This window comes from Nesterenkonia sp. LB17 (genome assembly GCF_022565915.1).
Lineage (GTDB): Bacteria > Actinomycetota > Actinomycetes > Actinomycetales > Micrococcaceae > Nesterenkonia.
On record NZ_JAJOYX010000003.1, the window covers coordinates 259,350 to 277,399 of the forward strand.

The following is an 18,050-nucleotide window of genomic DNA, read 5'->3' on the forward strand; positions in this document are numbered from 1 at the left end:
CGGCAGCGATGCCGCGGGGTGGATCAGCCGTCGATCCCCAGCTTGGCCAGCACGATCTCGCGGACCTTGCCGGCGTCGGCCTGGCCGCGGGTCTCTTTCATGACCGGGCCGATGAGCGCCCCGATGGCTTTGAGCTTGCCGGCGGCGATCTTCTCCACCACGTCGGGGTTCTCCGTCATGGCCTTCTCCACCGCAGCGGTCAGCGCACCGGAGTCGTCGGAGACGACTTCCAGCCCGCGGGCGGTGACGATCTCCTCCGGGGCGCCCTCCCCGGCGATCACATGTTCCAGGACCTGCCGGGCGATCTTGTCATTGATCCGGCCCTGCTCGATCAGCGCGTTCAGCGCGCTGATCGTGGCGGGCTGGACACCCAGGGCGGCAGGTTCGAGATCCCTGGCGTTGGCCAGCCGGGAGATCTCACCCATCCACCACTTGCGTGCCACGGCGGGTGCGACCCCGGCGGCCACGGTCTCGTCGAGCTCGTCGAGCAGACCGGCGGCGACCACGTCACGGAACTCCTGTTCCGAGAAGCCCCAGGCGGCGAGCAGCCGCCGCCTGCGATCGGCGGGCGGCTCGGGCAGCTGGGAGCGCAGCTCCTCGACCCAGGCGGCGGTGGTGACGATCGGGACCAGGTCCGGCTCCGGGAAGTAGCGGTAGTCATCGGCGTCGGACTTCGGGCGTCCCGAGCTGGTGGTGCGGGTGCCCTCCTGCCAGTGCCGGGTCTCCTGCACGATGGTGCCGCCGGCGGCGAGGATTCCGGCGTGGCGGCGCATCTCGAAGGTGACCGCGTGTTCGACGGCGCGCAGCGAGTTCACGTTCTTGGTCTCTGAGCGGGTGCCGAAGGTCGTGGTGCCCTTGGGCATCATCGAGACGTTGGCGTCGCAGCGGACGTTGCCGCGCTCCATCTTCGCATCCGAGATGTCCAGGCCCTTGACGATGTCGCGCACTGCGGAGACGTAGGCCCGAGCCAGTTCCGGACCTCGGGCGCCGGCGCCGACGATGGGCTTGGTGACGATCTCCACCAGCGGGATCCCGGAACGGTTGTAGTCCACCAGGGAGTAGTCCGCGCCCTGGATGCGCCCGGAGGTGCCGGCGTGGGTCAGCTTGCCTGCGTCCTCCTCCATGTGGGCGCGTTCGATCTCCACGCGGAAGATCTCGCCGTCGTCGAGCTCGATGTCGAGGTATCCGTCGAAGGCGATCGGCTCGTCGTACTGCGAGGTCTGCCAGTTCTTCGGAGTGTCCGGATAGAAGTACTGCTTGCGCGCGAAGCGGCAGTACTCGGCGATCTCACAGTTCAGCGCGAGGCCGAGCTTCACCGCGTACTCCACGGCCCTGCCGTTGACCACCGGCAGGGTGCCGGGCAGTCCCAGGCAGACCTCGTTGACGTTGGTGTTGGGCTCGTCGCCGAAGGCATTCGGCGCCGAGGAGAACATCTTGGTCTTGGTGTTGAGCTCCACGTGGACCTCGAAGCCGAGCACCGGGTCGAACTGCTCCAGCGCCTCTTCAAAGCTCAGCGGGGATGCGTCGGTCAGCGTGTCAGTCATCTCTTCCTTCACTTCCCGGCGGGGTGAGCCGCCGCTTCAGCCAACTCCGGGGCCTGGGCCCAGAATGGTTCGGCGTCCTGTGCCAGCAGCTTCTCCAGTGCCGCTCCGGCCCGGTAGACCCGGGCGTCCTCGCGGATCGGGGCGAGGAACTGGATGCCCACCGGCAGCCCGTCGGAGAGGCCGCCCGGCACCGAGAGTCCGGGGATCCCGGCGAGGTTGGCGGGGATGGTGGCCACATCGTTGAGGTACATCGCCAGCGGGTCGTCGTCCTTCTCCCCCAGCGGGAACGCCACGGTGGGCGAGGTCGGGGAGATCAGCACGTCGGCCTCGGTGAAGGCGGCGTCGAAGTCCTGCTGGATCAGCGTGCGGACCTTCTGTGCGGAGCCGTAGTAGGCGTCGTAGTAGCCGGCCGAGAGGGCGTAGGTGCCCAGGATGATGCGTCGTTTGACCTCATCGCCGAACCCGGCGGCGCGGGTGGAGCCCATGACCCGTTCGATGGTCAGCGGCCCGCCCTCGGGGAGGACCCGGGTGCCGTAGCGCACACCGTCGAACTTCGCGAGGTTGGAGGAGGCCTCCGAGGGCATGATCAGGTAGTAGGCGCCCAGCGCGTACTCGAAGCTGGGACAGTCGACCTCCACGATCTCGGCCCCGGCGGCGCGCAGCGCGTCCAGCGCCTCGTGGAACCGGGCCAGCACGCCCTCCTGATATCCCTCGCCCTGGAGCTGCTTGATCACACCGATCCGCAGGCCTTTGACATCGGCGCCGCGGACGGTCTCGGCCAGGGCCGGGACCTCCCCGGTGAGCGAGGTGGAGTCCTTCGGGTCGTGTCCGGCGATCAGCTCATGGAGCATCGCGGCGTCTTCGGTGGTGCGTGCCACCGGGCCGATCTGGTCCAGCGAGGAGGCCATCGCAATGGCCCCGTAGCGCGAGACCGCGCCATAGGTGGGCTTGCCGCCCACGGTGCCGGTCATGGCTCCGGGCTGGCGGATCGAACCGCCGGTGTCGGTGCCCAGTGCCAGCGGCGCCTCGAAGGCGGCGACCGCGGCCGCGGAGCCGCCGCCGGAGCCGCCGGGGATCCGGGTGATGTCCCAGGGGTTGCGGGTCACCCCGTAGGCGGAGTGCTCGGTGGAGGAGCCCATCGCAAACTCGTCCAGGTTGGTCTTGCCCAGGATGGGCAGCTTCGCGGCGCGCAGCTTGGTCACCACGGTGGCGTCGTAGGGGCTCATCCAGCCGTCGAGCATCTTGGAACCGGCGGTGGTGGGCTGACCCTCGGTGACGATCAGGTCCTTGACCGCGATCGGCACTCCGGCCAGCGGGTGCAGGGCCTCGGCCTCGGCGCCGCCGGCGACGCGGATCGCGTCCACCTCGGCCGCGGTGCGCAGCGCCTCCTCGGCGGAGACGTGCAGGAAGGCGTGGATGCCGCGCTCGCCGCCGTCGACGGCGGCGATCCGGTCCAGGTGCGCCTGGGTCAGCGCCACCGAGGTGATCTCCCCGGCACGCAGCTGCGCCGCCATCTCGGCGGCGGTGAGCCGGATCAGCTCATGGGTGTGGGTGGTCATATCGGGGGTCACTCCTCGTCCAGGATCGCCGGGACCTTGAAACGGCCGGCTTGAGCGTCAGGTGCATTGAGCAGCGACTGTTCAGCGGTGAAGACATGGCCGACCTCGTCCTCGCGGAAGACGTTGGTCAGCGGCAGCGGGTGGCTGGTGGCGGGGACCTCGCCGGAGACGGCCTCAGAGACGGTCGCCACGGAGTCCACGATGACGGCCAGCTCCTGCGCCATCTTCTCCAGCTCCTGCTCAGTCATGCTGATATGCGCGAGTCTTGCCAGATGCTCAACGTCTGCGCGCGAGATCTCAGACATGCAGCTCCCTCGGGGATCGGTGGTGGATGAACTCGGCCCAGTCTATCGGCCGGCACGACGACGGCGACCGCCCACCTTCATCGGTGAGCGGGCGCCGTCGTCGTGCCGGAGCGATCTCCTCCGCAGAGGGCGGAGCTGTTCGACGGCTCAGTCGGTGAGGTCCTCGAAGGGCACCTCATAGCGCAGGATCGCGGCGACCGACCCCTGTGCCTGGGTGCCGAGGATCCCCACAGACGCGCCGACGCCGGCGGCTCCGGCGAGCAGCTCGTCCTCTTCGGGATCGCGCTCACGCGGCCGGAGCAGCAGGGTCTCCACGGCACCGAGTCGAAGGGCGGCCCGGATGGCCTCAGGGTCCTCCGCAGAACGCCCCTTTCCGCGGGCCTCCCCGAGGCGCTCGGTCTGTTCGTCGGCGCGCCGGATCACCACGCGACGAGCGATGACGGACAGCTCCTCGCGAAGCGCCTCTTCGGTGCCCTCATCGGCGCTGCCCGAGGGGATGCCGCCGCCTGTCTCGGCCTCCACCGTGAGCTTCCGCAGCGCATGCGGAAGCTCCTCATGCAGTGCACGGCGCCCCTGGATCTCCCCGGCGACGACGATCACGTCGGGCCGCCAAGAGTCGGCGATCTCCGCCACGCCGGCGGCGATGTCTCGGATGTTCCGCGCAGCGGCCTCATCGGCTGAGCGTTGGATCCGCTTGTGGCTCATTGCGCCCTCACGGGGCTTGTGCACCGATTCGACGCTGCCCCGGACCGTCTCCTCGGAGCCGGCGTCCAGCAGGTCGTCTCCTGTGACGACGAGGCGGCGGATGACGGCCTGCTTCTGATCGGCGATGGCCACGAGCATCCGGGCCGCGGCGAGCCGATGTCGGATATAGGCGCCAAGCTGAGGCGGCTCCGCGAGCACGGCGAGATCCCCGGTCTCCTGGGCGGCGTCGAAGCGCTCTTCGAGCACCACGCGGGACCTGTCGGCCACCAGCACGCGACCCTCGGCCTGGACCTCCTGCGCCTTGGCGCTCGCGAGGGCCTCATCCAGAGAGGTCAGGGCCGCCTCGGAAGTGCCCGCATGAGCCAGCTGCGAGCGCAGGTCGTGCCAGCGCAGACGGATCTCGTTCGCGGCCTCGGCGGACGGGGAACGCGCTTCGAGGTAGACGGTGGCGAAGGGGCCTTCGGCCTCGTAGACGCCCCGGAGAGTCGACAGCTGCATGGGTGATCCTTCCTATGTGCGAGGAAGGTCGCGCAGGTTCTCCTGCACCGTCCGGCGCACGCGGTCTGTGGCAACAGATGACTGGTGCTGACGCTAGTCACCGTGCCGGGAGAAGGTCAACCGTCCTGCTCCTGGACGTCCACGACGACGACGGTGACGTTGTCACGTCCCCCGGCTCGCAGTGCCTGGTGGATCAGCCAATCCACGGTGTCCTGGGCGTTGCGCCCGGCGCCGAGGATGCGTTCCATCTCGGAGTCGTTCAGCTCTCCACTGAGTCCGTCGGAACAGATCATCAGTCGCTGACCGGCACGCACCGGGGAGCTGAAGTAGTCCGCGTCCCACATGTCGCCGGCACCCAGGGCCCGGGTGATGACGTTGCGCTGCGGGTGGCTGTGCAGCTCCTCCGCGGTGATGAGCCCAGATTCGAACATGTCCTGGACCTGGGAGTGGTCGCGGCTCAGCTGCTGCAGCCGGGAATCCTCGAAGAGGTAGGTGCGGGAGTCGCCGATGTTGAAGACGAGCCAGTTCAAGCCTTCTCCCTGGTCCGCCAGCAGCGCCCCGGAGACCGTGGTGCCGGCCTTGGAGTCTGTGGCCTCGCGGATCCGCTGGTCCGCCTCGGCCAGGAAGGTCTGGATCTGATCCCGGGCGACTCGTCCTTCGGCCTGGTTCCAGCCATCGGCCAGTGTCTGCACGGCCAGCGCCGAGGCGACCTCTCCGGCCTCATGTCCACCCATGCCGTCGGCCACGGCGAAGAGCGTGTCGGTGATCACCGAGGAGTCCTCGTTGAGTTCACGGCGAAGGCCCACGTGGGACCCGTATCCGTAGTCGAGGTAGAGGCCTGCGGGCTGGACCGGCTGCTCCCGGGGTTCCTCTGGACTGTCTGCGCTGGCTGCCACATCACCATCTTGTCACGGTGCCGGTCCATGTGGGGACGGTGTGGCGCGTTTCGCACTGCGCCAGCGCTGATCCCAGGCGGGGCTTCAGCGGTTATCGGCGAGGATCCCGGCCCCCTGGCCGCGCAGCAGCATGTACGGCTGGACCTCGCCGAAGCCGCGCACGATCCGCGGAGGCTGCGGGACCAGCAGGTAATCCGGGTCGGAATCCAGCGTCTGGGCGGTGACCTGGTCCACCAGGATCATGCCCGGATCCGCGAGCGAGGTCAGCCGGGCGGCGAGGTTCACGGTGGGTCCGTAGATGTCCCCCATCCGGGAGAGCACACGGCCCCAGACCACTGAGACCCGCGCCTCGGGCAGGACGTCGTCGGCGGCGATGGACTCCGCCAGGGCCAGCGCGATCTCGGCGCCGGCTTCGGGCGTCTCGGCGTTGTAGAGCACCTCGTCCCCGACGGTCTTGACCAGCCGGCCTCCGCCGATGGAGATGATCTCGGCACATTTCGACTCGAAGTGCTGCACCATATGCGCCAGCGTGCGCTCGTTCATCTGCCGCGACAGCGAGGTGTAGGAGACCAGATCGGCGAAGCCGACGGCGCGGGCCAGCGGCAGGGCGGCGTCATCCTCGGCCCCGGTGCGCCCCTGCTCGGTGGCCGCCAGGCCCGATTCCACCCGGACGGTGAGGCGCTGCAGGGCGGCCGAGAGCTGGCGGCGCCAGGTGTAGCCGATGAGCTTCTGGATCGGGTCGATCAGCTTGGGCAGCGTCTCCACGACCTGGGTGCGCGCCACCGCGTCGGAGAGCTGGCCGTTGGCGATCTTGTCCTCCACCAGGGCCTCGATCTGCCAGACCACCATGCGGTCGGTCATCTGGCCCACCGATCGGGTCATCGAGATCGCGGTCTCCTCGTTGAGGTGACCGTCGCGGACCAGCTCGATCATCGTGGCCAGCGCCTCGACGTCGGTCTCGGTGAAGGCCTTGACGTCGTCATCGAGGTTGGGGAAGCCGAGCGCCCGCCAGAGCCGCCGGGCCGAGCGGGTGGAGACCCCCAGCTGATGAGCCATCTCGCGGTAGGTGAGGGTGCGTTCGGCCCCGAGCAGCCGGCGCTCGAGCTCACGGATGGTGCGGTGCCATTCGCGCTGCTCCATGCTCGGGATCGGGATGGCTGCGGTCTCCGGGGAGCGTTCATGGCCGGTGAGTGCCGCGGCGCCGGCGCCGTCATCTGCGTCGGCGCCGGTGTCGCGCTCGGTCTGCGCCTCCCGGGCGGCGAGGCCGGCGCTGCGATCGACCAGCCCCTCGGCCCCCACGGCGCCGTCGGGGCCGGCGGTGATGCGGCCTTCCCCGGCTTCCTGCAGAACGGTCTGGCGGACCTGGCCCTGCAGCCGCGGGGAATGGAAGTCAGACCAGTCCTGGCGGGCCGCCTCGAGCTCAGCGGAGGAGTAGTTGACCGACACCTCGCGCGGCGGACCCTCGGCTCCTGCCGCCTCGGCGGAGCCGGCGGCCTCCGGGGAGAGGCTGGAGGGCTCACCGCTGAGCTCGAGGCCGCGGCTGGCACCGGGGGGCGTGTAGCGCACTGCCCGCCACGAGGCGTCGGTGTCTTCGCCGCCGAGGTAGACCGGTCTGGGGTCGTGTCCTGGCGGCGTGCCGGGCTCAGGCATAGTGTGCTTCTCCGTATCCTCCAGGAGCGGGTGCCTGGCTCGCGTACTGGGCAGCGACGTGCCGGCGATATTCGCCCAGCTCCTCGGCGATGACGGTCTGGAAATGCGCGGCGTCGGGCATGTTGCTCAGCCGGGTGCGCTGGTGCTGACCATAGGCCCCATGGAGCAGGACCAGGTCACCCGCCGCTGACGTGGACTGGAGGCGGGACTGCTTCAGCTGCACCTCGGAGAGCAGCCCCAGCGGCACCACGCTGGCCTGCGCGGCGCCGAGCAGGTTCTTCTGCACCAGGCGGTGACTGGTCAGGTAGGTCATGCGGTTGCCCCAGGTCAGCAGTGGCTTGAGTGTGCCGAAGGCGAGCGCGAGGAGCCCGCCGGCCCAGATCACGAAGACTCCGATGTGCTGGTAGTGCTCGACGAACTCGGGCTGATCGGCGCGGGCGATGTAACCCAGCAGGAAGCTCATCACCATCACGGTGACGAGGAAGTTCAGCAGCGCGGGGAGCAGCGCGCGGTGGTGGGCGCGGGTGCGGATGACCACCTGCTCGCCGTCGACCAGCTTGAGCTTCATCGCGAGCCACAGCCTCCTGCCGGTCTTCGTCCACGCTCCCCTAGCCAGGGCGCGCAAGTTCATATGCGATCTGCCGTGTCAGTCTACCGGGGGTGGCTGGGCACCGCCGCTGACCGCCCGGAGATGGGTCACGTCTCCGGCGGAGAAGGCTCTGAGCACGGGCGCACAGGGCTCCCAGTCACGCTCCGAGGCGGCGCGCCGCGCGATCACCTCCACCTGAAGCGCGCCCTGGGAGCTCAGCCGCTGCGCCACCCCGCGTTCGGCGCTGCCATCGGGGAGCTCCACACGGACCTCCTGGCCAAGGGTGGTCAGCACCTGACCGATCGTGTTGATCAGCACCTCGTCCACCGTCGCGGGGTCCTGCCGTGCGGCGTCCTCGATGCGGCCCAGCAGCTCCGCGAAGCGTTCCAAGAAGCAGCACAGCAGCTCGGTGCGAAGCTGCCCCGGCTCCTGGCTGCCCGCGGCGGGTCCTGATCCGATCTCCGCATCCGCGCCCCGGCGGTTGAGCTCGATCAGCACCGAGGTGGAGTTCTCGATGGGCAGCTGCTCAGGCGTCAGCAGCACGTTGATCCCGACCCCCAGCACGACGGCGCCCGGCACCGCGGTGGCCAGGATCCCGCTGACCTTCTTCGCCGGTCCGGAGGCCTGGGTCACCTGCACATCGTTGGGCCATTTCAGGACCGCGCGCTGATCCTCGGCATCCAGTCCGCAGTCCTGACGCAGCGTGTCCACCAGCGCCCGACCGGCGAGCATCGAGACCCAGCCCAGAAGCGCGGGATCAAGCTGCGGGCGCAGCACGATCGAGGTCGAGAGCGACGCCCCCTTCGGTGAGCTCCAGAGCCGACCCAGTCGACCCCGACCACCGGTCTGCTCCTCCGCGGTGAGCGCCGAGAGGTGCGGCCACGCCGTCGTCGCCTGCCGTGTCGGCTGCGGTCGCGACTGCGCCTCTTCGGCAAGCACCTGACTCAGCCACTCGTTGGTGGACCCGACCGACTCGATCCGCTGGATCCGGGCATAGGCTCCCCCGGCGTCGGTGTGGAGGCGTCGGGCGAGCAGGGCCTCATCGAGTGGTGGCAGCGCGGCAGTCATGAGCCCAGGCTAGGCCACGGGATCGGCGGGGACCCCTCAGAGGAAGGCGTCGGGGATCAGCTCGGCCTCGGGATCCACCGCATAGTCGGTGAAGTCCTCGACGCCCAGCTGGCGCAGCACCTGCTCGTCGGTGAGGAAGGCCCCGCTGATCGGGCGCAGCTTCCCATCGGGCGCGGCCGTGGTGACCTGGCCGGAGAGCATGGCCACGGCGGCGTCGGCGACGATGTCCACCCGTCGGGCTCCGCGGATCATGGTCTCGCCCTGCTCACCGGCGAGCGCGGCCAGGTTCCGGATCGCGGCGGTGTCGATATAGGTGGCGGGCCAGAGCGAGTTCACCGCCACGCCGTCTGGCTCGAGCTCGGCGGCCAGACCCACGGTGGTCATCGACATCCCGTACTTGGACATCGTGTAGGCCAGATGCCGACCGAGCCAGATCGGGTCCAGGCCGGCCTCGCTCAGCGCCAGCGGCGGGGAGAGGGTCAGGATCTGTGGGGTGAATTCCGGCTCCGCCGCTGCTCCTGCCGCAGACCCCGAGGCCGTGCCGTCGGCGGGGGCCCGGTGCTTCGCGGCGCTGGTGCGCAGGTGCGGAGCGGCGGTCTTCGAGAGCAGGAAGGTGCCGCGGACGTTGATGTCGTGCATCAGGTCGTAGCGCTTCATGTCCAGCACCTCGGTGGGTGAGAGATCGATCGCCGAGGCGTTGTTGATGACGATGTCGATCCCGCCGAAGGCCTCCACGGTCTGCTCGACGGCGGAGAGCACGTCCTCATCGCGGCGCACGTCGCCGACCACGGCCAGTCCCTGACCGCCGGCCGCCCGGATGTCCTCCACCGCGGTGTGCACGGTGCCGGCGAGCTTCGGGTGCGGGGTGTCGGTCTTGGCCAGCAGCGCCACGTTGGCTCCACGGGCCGCCAGTGCGACGGCGATGGCGTGTCCGATGCCCCGGGATCCGCCGGAGATCAGCGCGGTGCGTCCGGTGAGTTCGCCGGCGGCGGCGGGACTGGTCTTCGCGGCAGGTTCGGTGTCAGGTGTTGTGAACTGGGTCATAGGAGCACCCTACCGGTGAGTAACCATGGGCGGAAGCGTCTGGCTCCGTCCAAGCATGCAAGTCCCGTCTGGCTTTTTGTAGAGAGTCCACAGCGGAACGGCCCCCACCCGTGGATAGACTGGCCGCTGAATTGTGGACTTCCTCCAGCCTGCGATCGGAAAGGTGCCACCGCGCAGCCATGACGTCAGATCTCACCACCACCGCCGGCAAGCTGGCCGACTTCCGCCGGCGACGCGACAAGACCCATGCCCCTGCCGGGGAGGAAGCCGTCGCCAAGCAGCACAGCCGCGGGAAGAACACCGCCCGCGAACGCATCGACATGCTCCTGGATCCCGACTCCTTCGTCGAGCTCGACGCCATGGCGGTGCACCGCTCCAGCTCCTTCGGGATGGAGACCCGCCATCCGCTGGGCGACGGACTGGTCTCGGGCTACGGCACCATCGATGATCGCCTCGTCGCCGTCTACTCCCAGGACTTCACGGTCTTCGGCGGATCCCTCTCGAAGGTCAACGGGGAGAAGATCGTCAAGGTCCAGGAGTTCGCCGCCCGCAACGGCTGCCCGGTGATCGGGATCAACGACGGCGGCGGGGCGCGCATCCAGGAGGGCGTGTCCTCGCTGGCGATGTTCGCCGACATCTTCCGGAACAACGTCCACTCTTCTGGAGTGATACCGCAGATCACCCTGATCATGGGCCCTGCCGCCGGCGGCGCCGCCTACTCCCCTGCGCTGACCGACTTCGTGATCATGGTGGACAAGACATCCCACATGTTCATCACCGGGCCCGACGTCATCAAGTCCGTCACCGGTGAGGACGTCGACATGGAGACCCTGGGCGGGGCCCGGTCCCACTCCACGGTCACCGGAACGGCGGCCTATATGGCCTCCGACGAGGCCGACGCCGTGGAGTTCGCCAAGGAGCTGCTGGAGTTCCTCCCGCTGAACAACCTGGCGGAGGCCCCCATCGAGGACCATGAGGAGCGGCCCAAGATCGAGACCGGCGACGAGGCGCTCAATGCGCTGATCCCGGACTCCTCCTCCGCCCCCTATGACATGCGCGTCCTGATCGAACAGATCCTCGATGACGGCCACTTCCTGGAGCTGCAGAGCCTCTACGCCCCCAACGTCACCATCGGCTTCGGCCGGGTCGAGGGCCGCTCGGTCGGCGTGGTCGCGAACCAGCCCACCCAGTTCGCCGGCACCCTGGACATCGCCGCCTCCGAGAAGGCCGCCCGGTTCGTCCGCTTCTGCGACTCCTTCAACATCCCGATCCTGACCCTGGTCGACGTCCCGGGCTTCCTGCCCGGCACCGACCAGGAGTTCAACGGGATCATCCGGCGCGGCGCCAAGCTGCTCTACGCCTACGCCGAGGCGACGGTGCCGAAGATCACGGTGATCACCCGCAAGGCCTTCGGCGGCGCCTACATCGTGATGGGCTCCAAGAAGCTCGGCGCCGATGTGAACCTGGCCTGGCCCACCGCGCAGATCGGGGTGATGGGGGCCCAGGGCGCGGTGAACATCCTCTACCGGCGCGACCTCGCCGCGGTGGAGAAGTCCGGCGGGGACGTGGAGGGACGCCGGAAGTCGCTGATCGCCGACTACGAGGCCGAGCTGCTGAACCCCTACCAGGCGGCTGAGCTCGGCTACATCGACGCGGTGATCGAACCTGCCGAGACCCGCTGGCAGATCTCCAACGCCCTGCGCGCCACCCAGCACAAGCGCGAGGCGCTGCCGGCCAAGAAGCACGGAAACATTCCGCTCTAGAAGGGCTTCAGACCATGACCCACGCAATCCTGAGCACCGAGCAGCTCCCCGAGGCCGACGCCGCGGCGAGCGTCTCCACCGACGCGGCCGAGCCTGCCGCGACGCTCGTGTCTGATGCGTCCGTTGAGGCCGAGCCGGGCTCTGGCTCTGAGCAGGACTCCGAGGCTGAGCAGGATGCCGAGGCCGTGGACGGCTCGGACCTGCAGATGGCCGGAGGGACTCTCAACGATGAAGAGCTCGCCGCGGTGACCGCCGTGCTGGGCACCCTGGCCGGAGCCTCGGAGGTCGAGCACAACGGGGCCGGCAGCGCCGGCCCCAGCGACCGCACCCTGCAGCGGCGCCGTCGGCTCGGCCTGTGGGGTCGGCCCGGGCCGGACTCCTGGAAGCATGCGGCGGGCCTGCGATGACCCGCCTGATCCTCGGCTCCGCCTCGACCAGCCGAGCCCGCATCCTGACCCAGGCCGACGTGATCTTCACAGTCCGCGTCTCCGATGTCGACGAGCCCGCCGCGGTGGCCGCCGCCCAGGAGAAGCTCGACGGCGATCAGCTCACCCCGGCCATGGAGGCTCAGCTGCTCGCTGACCTGAAGGCCGCCGCCGTCGCGAATCTGCCCGGCATCAACAGCCGACCCTCGGTGATGGTGCTCGGCTGCGACTCGGTCTTCGAGCTCGACGGCGCCAGCTACGGGAAGCCCTTCGAGGTCGATGTCGCGGTGCAGCGCTGGAAGCAGATGCGCGGACGCACCGGGGTGCTGCACACCGGCCACGCCCTGATCGACGCCTCCACCGGCACCCGGGCCCAGCGCACGGTCTCCACCCGAGTCAGCTTCGGTGAGCCCACCGACGCCGAGATCCAGCGCTACGCCGAGTCCGGCGAGCCGCTGAACTGCGCCGGCGGCTTCACCATCGACGGCCGCGGCGCCGCCTTCATCGAGGCGATCGAGGGGGACCACCTCTCCGTCATCGGGGTCTCCCCCGCGGCGCTGCACTCGATGCTCGCCGAGCTGGGGCATTCCATCACCGACCTGTGGTCCCCGCCGCCCGCGGCCACCCACACCTGAGACTTCCCAGGGGCGGCACTTCCCGCGCCTGCAGACCCACCCTCACCGGTGGGCGACAGCGAAAGCAGAGAGAGGAACCATGACCGAGTTCACCAAGGTCCTGATCGCCAACCGCGGCGAGATCGCCGTGCGCGTCATCCGCGCCGCCCAGGACGAGGGGCTGGCCGCCGTCGCCGTCTATGCCGACCCGGACCGTGACTCGGTGCATGTGCGCATGGCCGACGAGGCCTACGCCCTCGGCGGCGCCACAGCCGCCGAGAGCTACCTGAGCATCCCGAAGATCCTCGCGGCGGCCCGGGCCACCGGCGCCGACGCCGTGCATCCCGGCTACGGGTTCCTCTCCGAGAACGCCGAGTTCGCCCAGGCCGTGATCGACGCCGGGCTGACCTGGATCGGGCCCTCGCCGAAGGCCATCGACATCCTCGGAGACAAGGTCTCGGCGCGGCAGCTCGCCGAGCGGGTGGGTGCGCCGCTGGCGCCGGGCACCAAGGAACCGGTCAAGGACGCCAAAGAGGTCATGCGCTTCGCCGAGAAGCAGGGACTTCCGCTGGCCATCAAGGCCGCCTACGGCGGCGGCGGCCGCGGCATCAAGGTGGTGCGTGAACATGACGAGATAGCCGAGCTCTTCGAATCCGCGGTGCGCGAGGCGGTCTCCGCCTTCGGTCGCGGCGAGTGTTTCATCGAACGCTTCCTGGACTCCCCGCGCCATGTCGAGACCCAGTGCCTGGCGGACGAACATGGCAACGTCGTCGTCGTCTCCACCCGGGACTGCTCGCTGCAGCGGCGGAACCAGAAGCTCGTCGAGGAGGCCCCGGCGCCGTTCCTGACCCGGGCGCAGAACCGGCAGCTCTACCGGTCCTCCAAGGCCATCATGCGTGAGGCCGGCTATGTGGGCGCCGGCACCTGTGAGTTCCTCATCGGTCAGGACGGCACCATCAGCTTCCTGGAGGTCAACACCCGGCTGCAGGTCGAGCACCCGGTCTCCGAGGAGGTCACCGGCATCGACCTGGTCCGTGAGCAGTTCCGGATCGCCCGGGGCGAGCGCCTGGGCTACGAGGATCCGGAGATCCGCGGGCACAGCATCGAGTTCCGCATCAACGGGGAGGACCCGGGGCGCAACTTCATGCCCGCACCGGGCACCCTGGAGACCTTCGATCTTCCGCACGGGCCCGGCGTCCGGGTGGACTCCGGCGTCCACGCCGGGGAGACGATCTCCGGAGCCTTCGATTCGATGATCGCCAAGGTCATCATCACCGGCGCCACCCGCGAGCAGGCGCTGCGCCGTGCCCGACGCGCGCTGAAGGAGATGAAGGTCGAAGGCATGCCCACGGTTCTGCCCTTCCACCGTGCGGTGCTCGAAGACATCGCCTTCGCCCCCGAGCTGGTCCCTGCCGCCGCGACCCAGCCCTCCTCAGGCGCAGGAGCAGCTGGCGGCCACGGCAACGCGGTCTCCCAGGCCGCGGAGCGGCTGGCACGACGCCGGGCGCCCGCCGCGGAGAGTTTCAGCGTGCACACGCGGTGGATCGAGACCGAGTTCAACAACCAGATCCCGCCGTACAACGCGCTCATGGCCCACCCGGCCCACGGCCATGAGGAGCCGCGCGAGTCGGTGGTGATGGAGGTCAACGGCAAGCGCATCACGGTGAACCTGCCCGCGGCCCTGGCCGGCGGCAAGCTCGGCGGCAAGCCTGCCGGGGGCAAGAAGCGGCGCAAGGCGCGCAGCACCTCCGCCGCGGCGGTCTCTGGGGATGATCTGACCTCACCGATGCAGGGCACGATCGTGAAGGTGGCCGCGAAGGACGGTGCGAAGGTCGCCGAAGGAGATCTGGTGCTGGTCCTGGAGGCGATGAAGATGGAGCAGCCCATCACCGCGCACAAGGCCGGCCGGTTGAAGGGGCTCAAGGCCAAGGCCGGGTCCACCGTGACCGCCGGCCAGGTCGTGGCCAGCATCATCGACTGATCCTCCCCCAGCAGATCCTCCGCATGGCGACAAACGGGTGTGGTCAGCGTGTGGAGGGAAGTCCCCGGGGTGGTGCGGGTGGTCAGCCCTGCCGGGCGGTGACCAGCTCGCGGACTCTGCTGTAGAGCGGATCTGCCGGTTGCAGCCCGGTGATCTGGGTGGTCAGCGCGTCGGCGTCGAGCTCGGTGAGCAGCTTCTGCAGCTGCCGGGTCTGCTCATCGGCGGCCGACTCGAAGTGCAGCGCCGCCTCGACGACGGCGAGCAGCCCCTCCACGCTCAGGCCGCGCTCCGCCGCCTCCACGGCGGGCCCGATCAGGCGTTCGTGCCGGGAGAGCTTGCGCAGCGGCTGCCGACCCACCCGATCCACGGTGTCTGGAAGCTCCGGGTTGCGGAAGCGCTCCAGGATGGTCGCTCGGTAGGCGGCCATCTCCTCGGGGGCGAAGCCGTGCTTGTCCACCAGCAGCGCCGAGGTCTCCTCGAGGGCGGCACGGACTCCGGCGAAGACCGTCTCATCGGTCAGCGCCTCGGCGATCGTGCTGCGGCCCGCGCGGAACCCCAGGTAGGCGGTGGCGGCGTGGCCGGTGTTCACGGTGAAGAGCTTGCGCTCGATATAGGGGCCGAGGTCGTCCACGAAGTGGGCGCCCGGGATGTTCGGCCGGTCCTCACCGAAGGGTCCTGCTTCGATGGCCCATTCGTAGAACGGCTCCACGGTGACGTCGACTCCTCCGTCGACGGGCTGTCCCGGGACGATCCGGTCCACCGCGGTGTTGGCGAACACTGCCCGGGCCGAGAGCATCTCCCACTGCTCCCCGGCGAGCTCCTGCACATGGTCGCGCAGCGTGTCGGTGGCGCCCAGCGCGTTCTCGCACGCCATGATCTGCAGCGGCTGGGCCTCGGCCGGGCGCTGCAGCAGGCCGGAGAGCACATGCGGGGCGATGAACTTCAAGATGGCAGGTCCCACGGCGGTGGTGACCACATCGGCGGAGGCGACCTCTGCGGCCACCGCCTGCGGGTCCTCGGTGCTGTTCAGTGCCCGGAAGTTCGTGACCTCCCGATCGACGCCACCGGCTCCGACCTCGTGCACGGTGTAGCTGCGCGCTTCCGAGAGCGCGTCCACCAGGGGTGCTGCGACGTCGGAGAAGACCACCTCATAGCCTCCCTCGTGCAGCAGGGTTCCTACGAAGCCGCGGCCGATGTTTCCCGCGCCGAAATGGACTGCCAGCATGTTGACTCCCGAAGGTTGAGTGCTCAGATGTATGTGGTGTGTGCAGCGGCGAAGGGGGTGCGCCACCGGTGATCCGTGTGACGCACCCCCTTCGGCTCAGCGGGTGCCCGCGGGCACCGGTGTCAGCCCAGGCTCAGCCGGCGTTGACCGCCGAGAGCAGCGTCAACAGCTCCTCCTCGGAGGAGGCCTGCTTGAGCTTGGCGACCTCCGCGTCGTCGGAGAAGAGCTCAGCGATCTTGGAGAGGATCTCCAGGTGCTCGTCACCGACCCCGGCGATGCCGATCACGAAGGTGACCTTCTCTCCGGCCCAGTCCACGCCGCCGTCGTAGCGGGTCACCGAGAGCGCCGAGGCCAGAACAGCTGACTTCGCGTCGTTGGTGCCGTGTGGGATGGCCAGCTCGTTGCCCATGTAGGTGGAGACCGTGGCCTCGCGCTCCTTCATGGCCCTGAGGTACTCCTCGGTCACCGCGCCGGCTGCGCCGAGGATCTCGGCCGCTTCGGTGAGCGCCTCGTCCTGGGTGGCGGAGCCGGTGTGGATGCGGACCTGCGAGCGGGTCAGGATCTGTGAGTCGCTGCGCACACGGGTGTCCATGGCGACTCCCCCGGCGGAGGACTCGTGCGAGTCGACGCCGTCATCAGCATCCCGCCCGGAGGACCTGGCCTCGCTCTGCCGGATCAGCGTGACGACGTCGTCGTACTCCGGGGCGTTCATGAAGCTGTCCACCGAGACGTGCACCGCCTGCGGCTCCTTGGCGCGTGCCCGATCGGTGAGCTGCTGCTGGGTGATGACCAGATCGGCGTCCCCCGGCAGCGAGGCGACGGCCTTGTTGGTGACCGTGACGCCTTCGATGCCTGCCCCGGAGATCTTCTTGCGCAGCACCGAGGCGCCCATCGCGGAGGAGCCCATGCCGGCGTCGCAGGCGAAGATGATGTTCGTGATCTTCTGCGCCGGGACCTGGGTCGCGGCGGAGAGGTTCGCCAGATGTGAGGAGGACCTGCCCTTGTTCGCCTCGGTCTTCGCCACGGCCGCCGCGAAGCTGTCCTCATTCGCCGCAAGATCACGCTTCCGGCTGGAGAGCAGGATGACCGAAGCGACCGAGAAGGTCACCGTTGCCGAGAGGATCACCGAGAGGATGACCCCGACGTAGGAGCCCTGCGCGGTCTGCGCCACCACCGCGATGATCGAACCCGGTGCGGCGGGGGCTCGCAGACCCGACTCGAAGACCATGTTGGTGCCGACGCCCGTGGCGCCGCCGGCGATCATGGCGATCAGCAGCGCTGGCTTCATCAGCACGTAGGGGAAGTAGACCTCGTGGATGCCGCCGACGAACTGGATGAGCAGAGCACCGGGGGCGGTGGCCCGTGCAATGCCGGTGCCGAAGATCGAGAAGGCCAGCAGGACGCCGAAGCCGGGCCCAGGGTTGGCCTCGAGCAGGAACAGGATCGACTGGCCGTTCTCAGCCGCATCCGCGATGCCCAAGGGCGTCAGCACTCCGTGGTTGATGGCGTTGTTGAGGAAGAAGACCTTCGCTGGTTCGATGATGACCGAGGTCAGCGGCAGCAGATTGGTCTCGATGAGCCAGCGCACCGCGTTGCCCATGACATCCATCAGCGCGTTGATCGCCGGAGCGACCCAGTAGAAGCCGGCGAGGGCCAGCAGGAAGCCGCCGATGCCTGCGGAGAACATGTTGACCAGCATCTCGAAGCCGGACTTGATCTTGCCCTCCCACAGCTTGTCGAGCTGCTTGATCGCGTAGGCGCCCAGGGGACCCATGATCATCGCACCGATGAACATGTGGACCTGCCCCAGTTCGCCGGCACCCTCTGGGAGGGTCGCGTTGAACTGGGCGACGAGCCAGTCGGAGCCAGCGATGACGCCCATGGTGGCGATCGCGCCGACGACGGCACCGCGCGTGTCGTAGATCATCCGGCCACCCTGCATGGCGATCAGGATCGGCAGCAGGTAGTGGATCATCGGACCGACGATCGAGGCGAGCGCCTCGTTCGGGAACGGACCGACCTCGATGAACAGCGCGGTGATGATGCCCCAGGCGATCAGGGCGGGGATGTTGGGCATGATCATGCCCGACAGGAATGAGCCGAATCGCTGGACGGCCACACGTGTGCCGCCCCGATCCTTCGTCTCAGCTGACACCGTTGTCATGACGGAGCCTCTTTCTTGTG

Annotated in this window: 15 protein-coding genes; 4 read left to right on the forward strand and 11 right to left on the reverse strand. The window is 69.0% G+C overall.

Annotation, left to right across the window (positions count from 1 at the left end):
• Window positions 1-23: 23 nt before the first annotated feature.
• The 9 genes from gatB to LTH96_RS08645 all read right to left on the reverse strand — a co-directional run bounded on the left by gatB (window position 24) and on the right by LTH96_RS08645 (window position 9,858).
• On the reverse strand, window positions 24-1,544 hold the full coding sequence (gene gatB, locus LTH96_RS08605; protein ID WP_241465327.1) for an Asp-tRNA(Asn)/Glu-tRNA(Gln) amidotransferase subunit GatB: 1,521 nt from the start codon (window positions 1,542-1,544) through the stop codon (window positions 24-26).
• Between the two features lie 8 nt (window positions 1,545-1,552).
• Window positions 1,553-3,103, reverse strand: a complete 1,551-nt coding sequence (gene gatA / locus LTH96_RS08610; protein ID WP_241465328.1) for an Asp-tRNA(Asn)/Glu-tRNA(Gln) amidotransferase subunit GatA — start codon at window positions 3,101-3,103, stop codon at window positions 1,553-1,555.
• 8 nt (window positions 3,104-3,111) lie between these two features.
• The gene (gene gatC, locus LTH96_RS08615; protein ID WP_241465329.1) at window positions 3,112-3,408 is read right to left on the reverse strand and encodes an Asp-tRNA(Asn)/Glu-tRNA(Gln) amidotransferase subunit GatC; all 297 of its coding nucleotides are present in this window, start codon (window positions 3,406-3,408) and stop codon (window positions 3,112-3,114) included.
• A 147-nt stretch (window positions 3,409-3,555) separates the two neighbouring features.
• Window positions 3,556-4,611 (reverse strand): hypothetical protein, encoded by a 1,056-nt coding sequence (locus LTH96_RS08620; protein ID WP_241465330.1) that lies wholly within the window; start codon window positions 4,609-4,611, stop codon window positions 3,556-3,558.
• 116 nt (window positions 4,612-4,727) lie between these two features.
• Window positions 4,728-5,507: a protein phosphatase 2C domain-containing protein gene (locus tag LTH96_RS08625; RefSeq protein ID WP_241465331.1), complete on the reverse strand. Its 780-nt coding sequence runs from the start codon at window positions 5,505-5,507 to the stop codon at window positions 4,728-4,730.
• Window positions 5,508-5,591: 84 nt separating this feature from the next.
• Window positions 5,592-7,157: an adenylate/guanylate cyclase domain-containing protein gene (locus LTH96_RS08630; RefSeq protein ID WP_370642710.1), complete on the reverse strand. Its 1,566-nt coding sequence runs from the start codon at window positions 7,155-7,157 to the stop codon at window positions 5,592-5,594.
• Window positions 7,150-7,725: a hypothetical protein gene (locus tag LTH96_RS08635; protein ID WP_241465332.1), complete on the reverse strand. Its 576-nt coding sequence runs from the start codon at window positions 7,723-7,725 to the stop codon at window positions 7,150-7,152. Before LTH96_RS08635 ends, LTH96_RS08630 begins: the two co-directional genes overlap by 8 nt.
• 78 nt (window positions 7,726-7,803) lie before the next feature.
• A complete protein-coding gene (locus LTH96_RS08640) occupies window positions 7,804-8,814 on the reverse strand; it encodes a biotin--[acetyl-CoA-carboxylase] ligase (RefSeq protein ID WP_241465333.1) in 1,011 nt (336 codons plus the stop codon).
• Window positions 8,815-8,850: 36 nt separating this feature from the next.
• Window positions 8,851-9,858: an SDR family NAD(P)-dependent oxidoreductase gene (locus LTH96_RS08645; RefSeq protein WP_241465334.1), complete on the reverse strand. Its 1,008-nt coding sequence runs from the start codon at window positions 9,856-9,858 to the stop codon at window positions 8,851-8,853.
• 179 nt (window positions 9,859-10,037) lie between these two features.
• Here LTH96_RS08645 and LTH96_RS08650 point away from each other — a divergent pair, with 179 nt between their 5' ends.
• From LTH96_RS08650 to LTH96_RS08665, 4 genes are all read left to right on the forward strand, one after another.
• On the forward strand, window positions 10,038-11,621 hold the full coding sequence (locus LTH96_RS08650) for an acyl-CoA carboxylase subunit beta (RefSeq protein ID WP_241465335.1): 1,584 nt from the start codon (window positions 10,038-10,040) through the stop codon (window positions 11,619-11,621).
• A 14-nt stretch (window positions 11,622-11,635) separates the two neighbouring features.
• Window positions 11,636-12,028 carry an acyl-CoA carboxylase epsilon subunit gene (locus LTH96_RS08655; RefSeq protein ID WP_241465336.1) on the forward strand — a complete coding sequence of 131 codons (393 nt, stop codon included), beginning with the start codon at window positions 11,636-11,638 and terminating at the stop codon, window positions 12,026-12,028.
• Window positions 12,025-12,681 carry a nucleoside triphosphate pyrophosphatase gene (locus LTH96_RS08660; protein ID WP_241465337.1) on the forward strand — a complete coding sequence of 219 codons (657 nt, stop codon included), beginning with the start codon at window positions 12,025-12,027 and terminating at the stop codon, window positions 12,679-12,681. Before LTH96_RS08655 ends, LTH96_RS08660 begins: the two co-directional genes overlap by 4 nt.
• Before the next feature lie 79 nt (window positions 12,682-12,760).
• Window positions 12,761-14,641, forward strand: a complete 1,881-nt coding sequence (locus LTH96_RS08665) for a biotin carboxylase N-terminal domain-containing protein (RefSeq protein ID WP_241465338.1) — start codon at window positions 12,761-12,763, stop codon at window positions 14,639-14,641.
• A gap of 82 nt (window positions 14,642-14,723) precedes the next feature.
• Here LTH96_RS08665 and LTH96_RS08670 read toward each other — a convergent pair whose 3' ends face one another.
• Together LTH96_RS08670 and LTH96_RS08675 are read right to left on the reverse strand one after the other, a co-directional pair.
• Window positions 14,724-15,866: a mannitol-1-phosphate 5-dehydrogenase gene (locus LTH96_RS08670; protein WP_241465339.1), complete on the reverse strand. Its 1,143-nt coding sequence runs from the start codon at window positions 15,864-15,866 to the stop codon at window positions 14,724-14,726.
• A gap of 133 nt (window positions 15,867-15,999) precedes the next feature.
• Window positions 16,000-18,030 carry a PTS mannitol transporter subunit IICBA gene (locus LTH96_RS08675; protein WP_241465340.1) on the reverse strand — a complete coding sequence of 677 codons (2,031 nt, stop codon included), beginning with the start codon at window positions 18,028-18,030 and terminating at the stop codon, window positions 16,000-16,002.
• Between the last annotated feature and the right edge of the window lie 20 nt (window positions 18,031-18,050).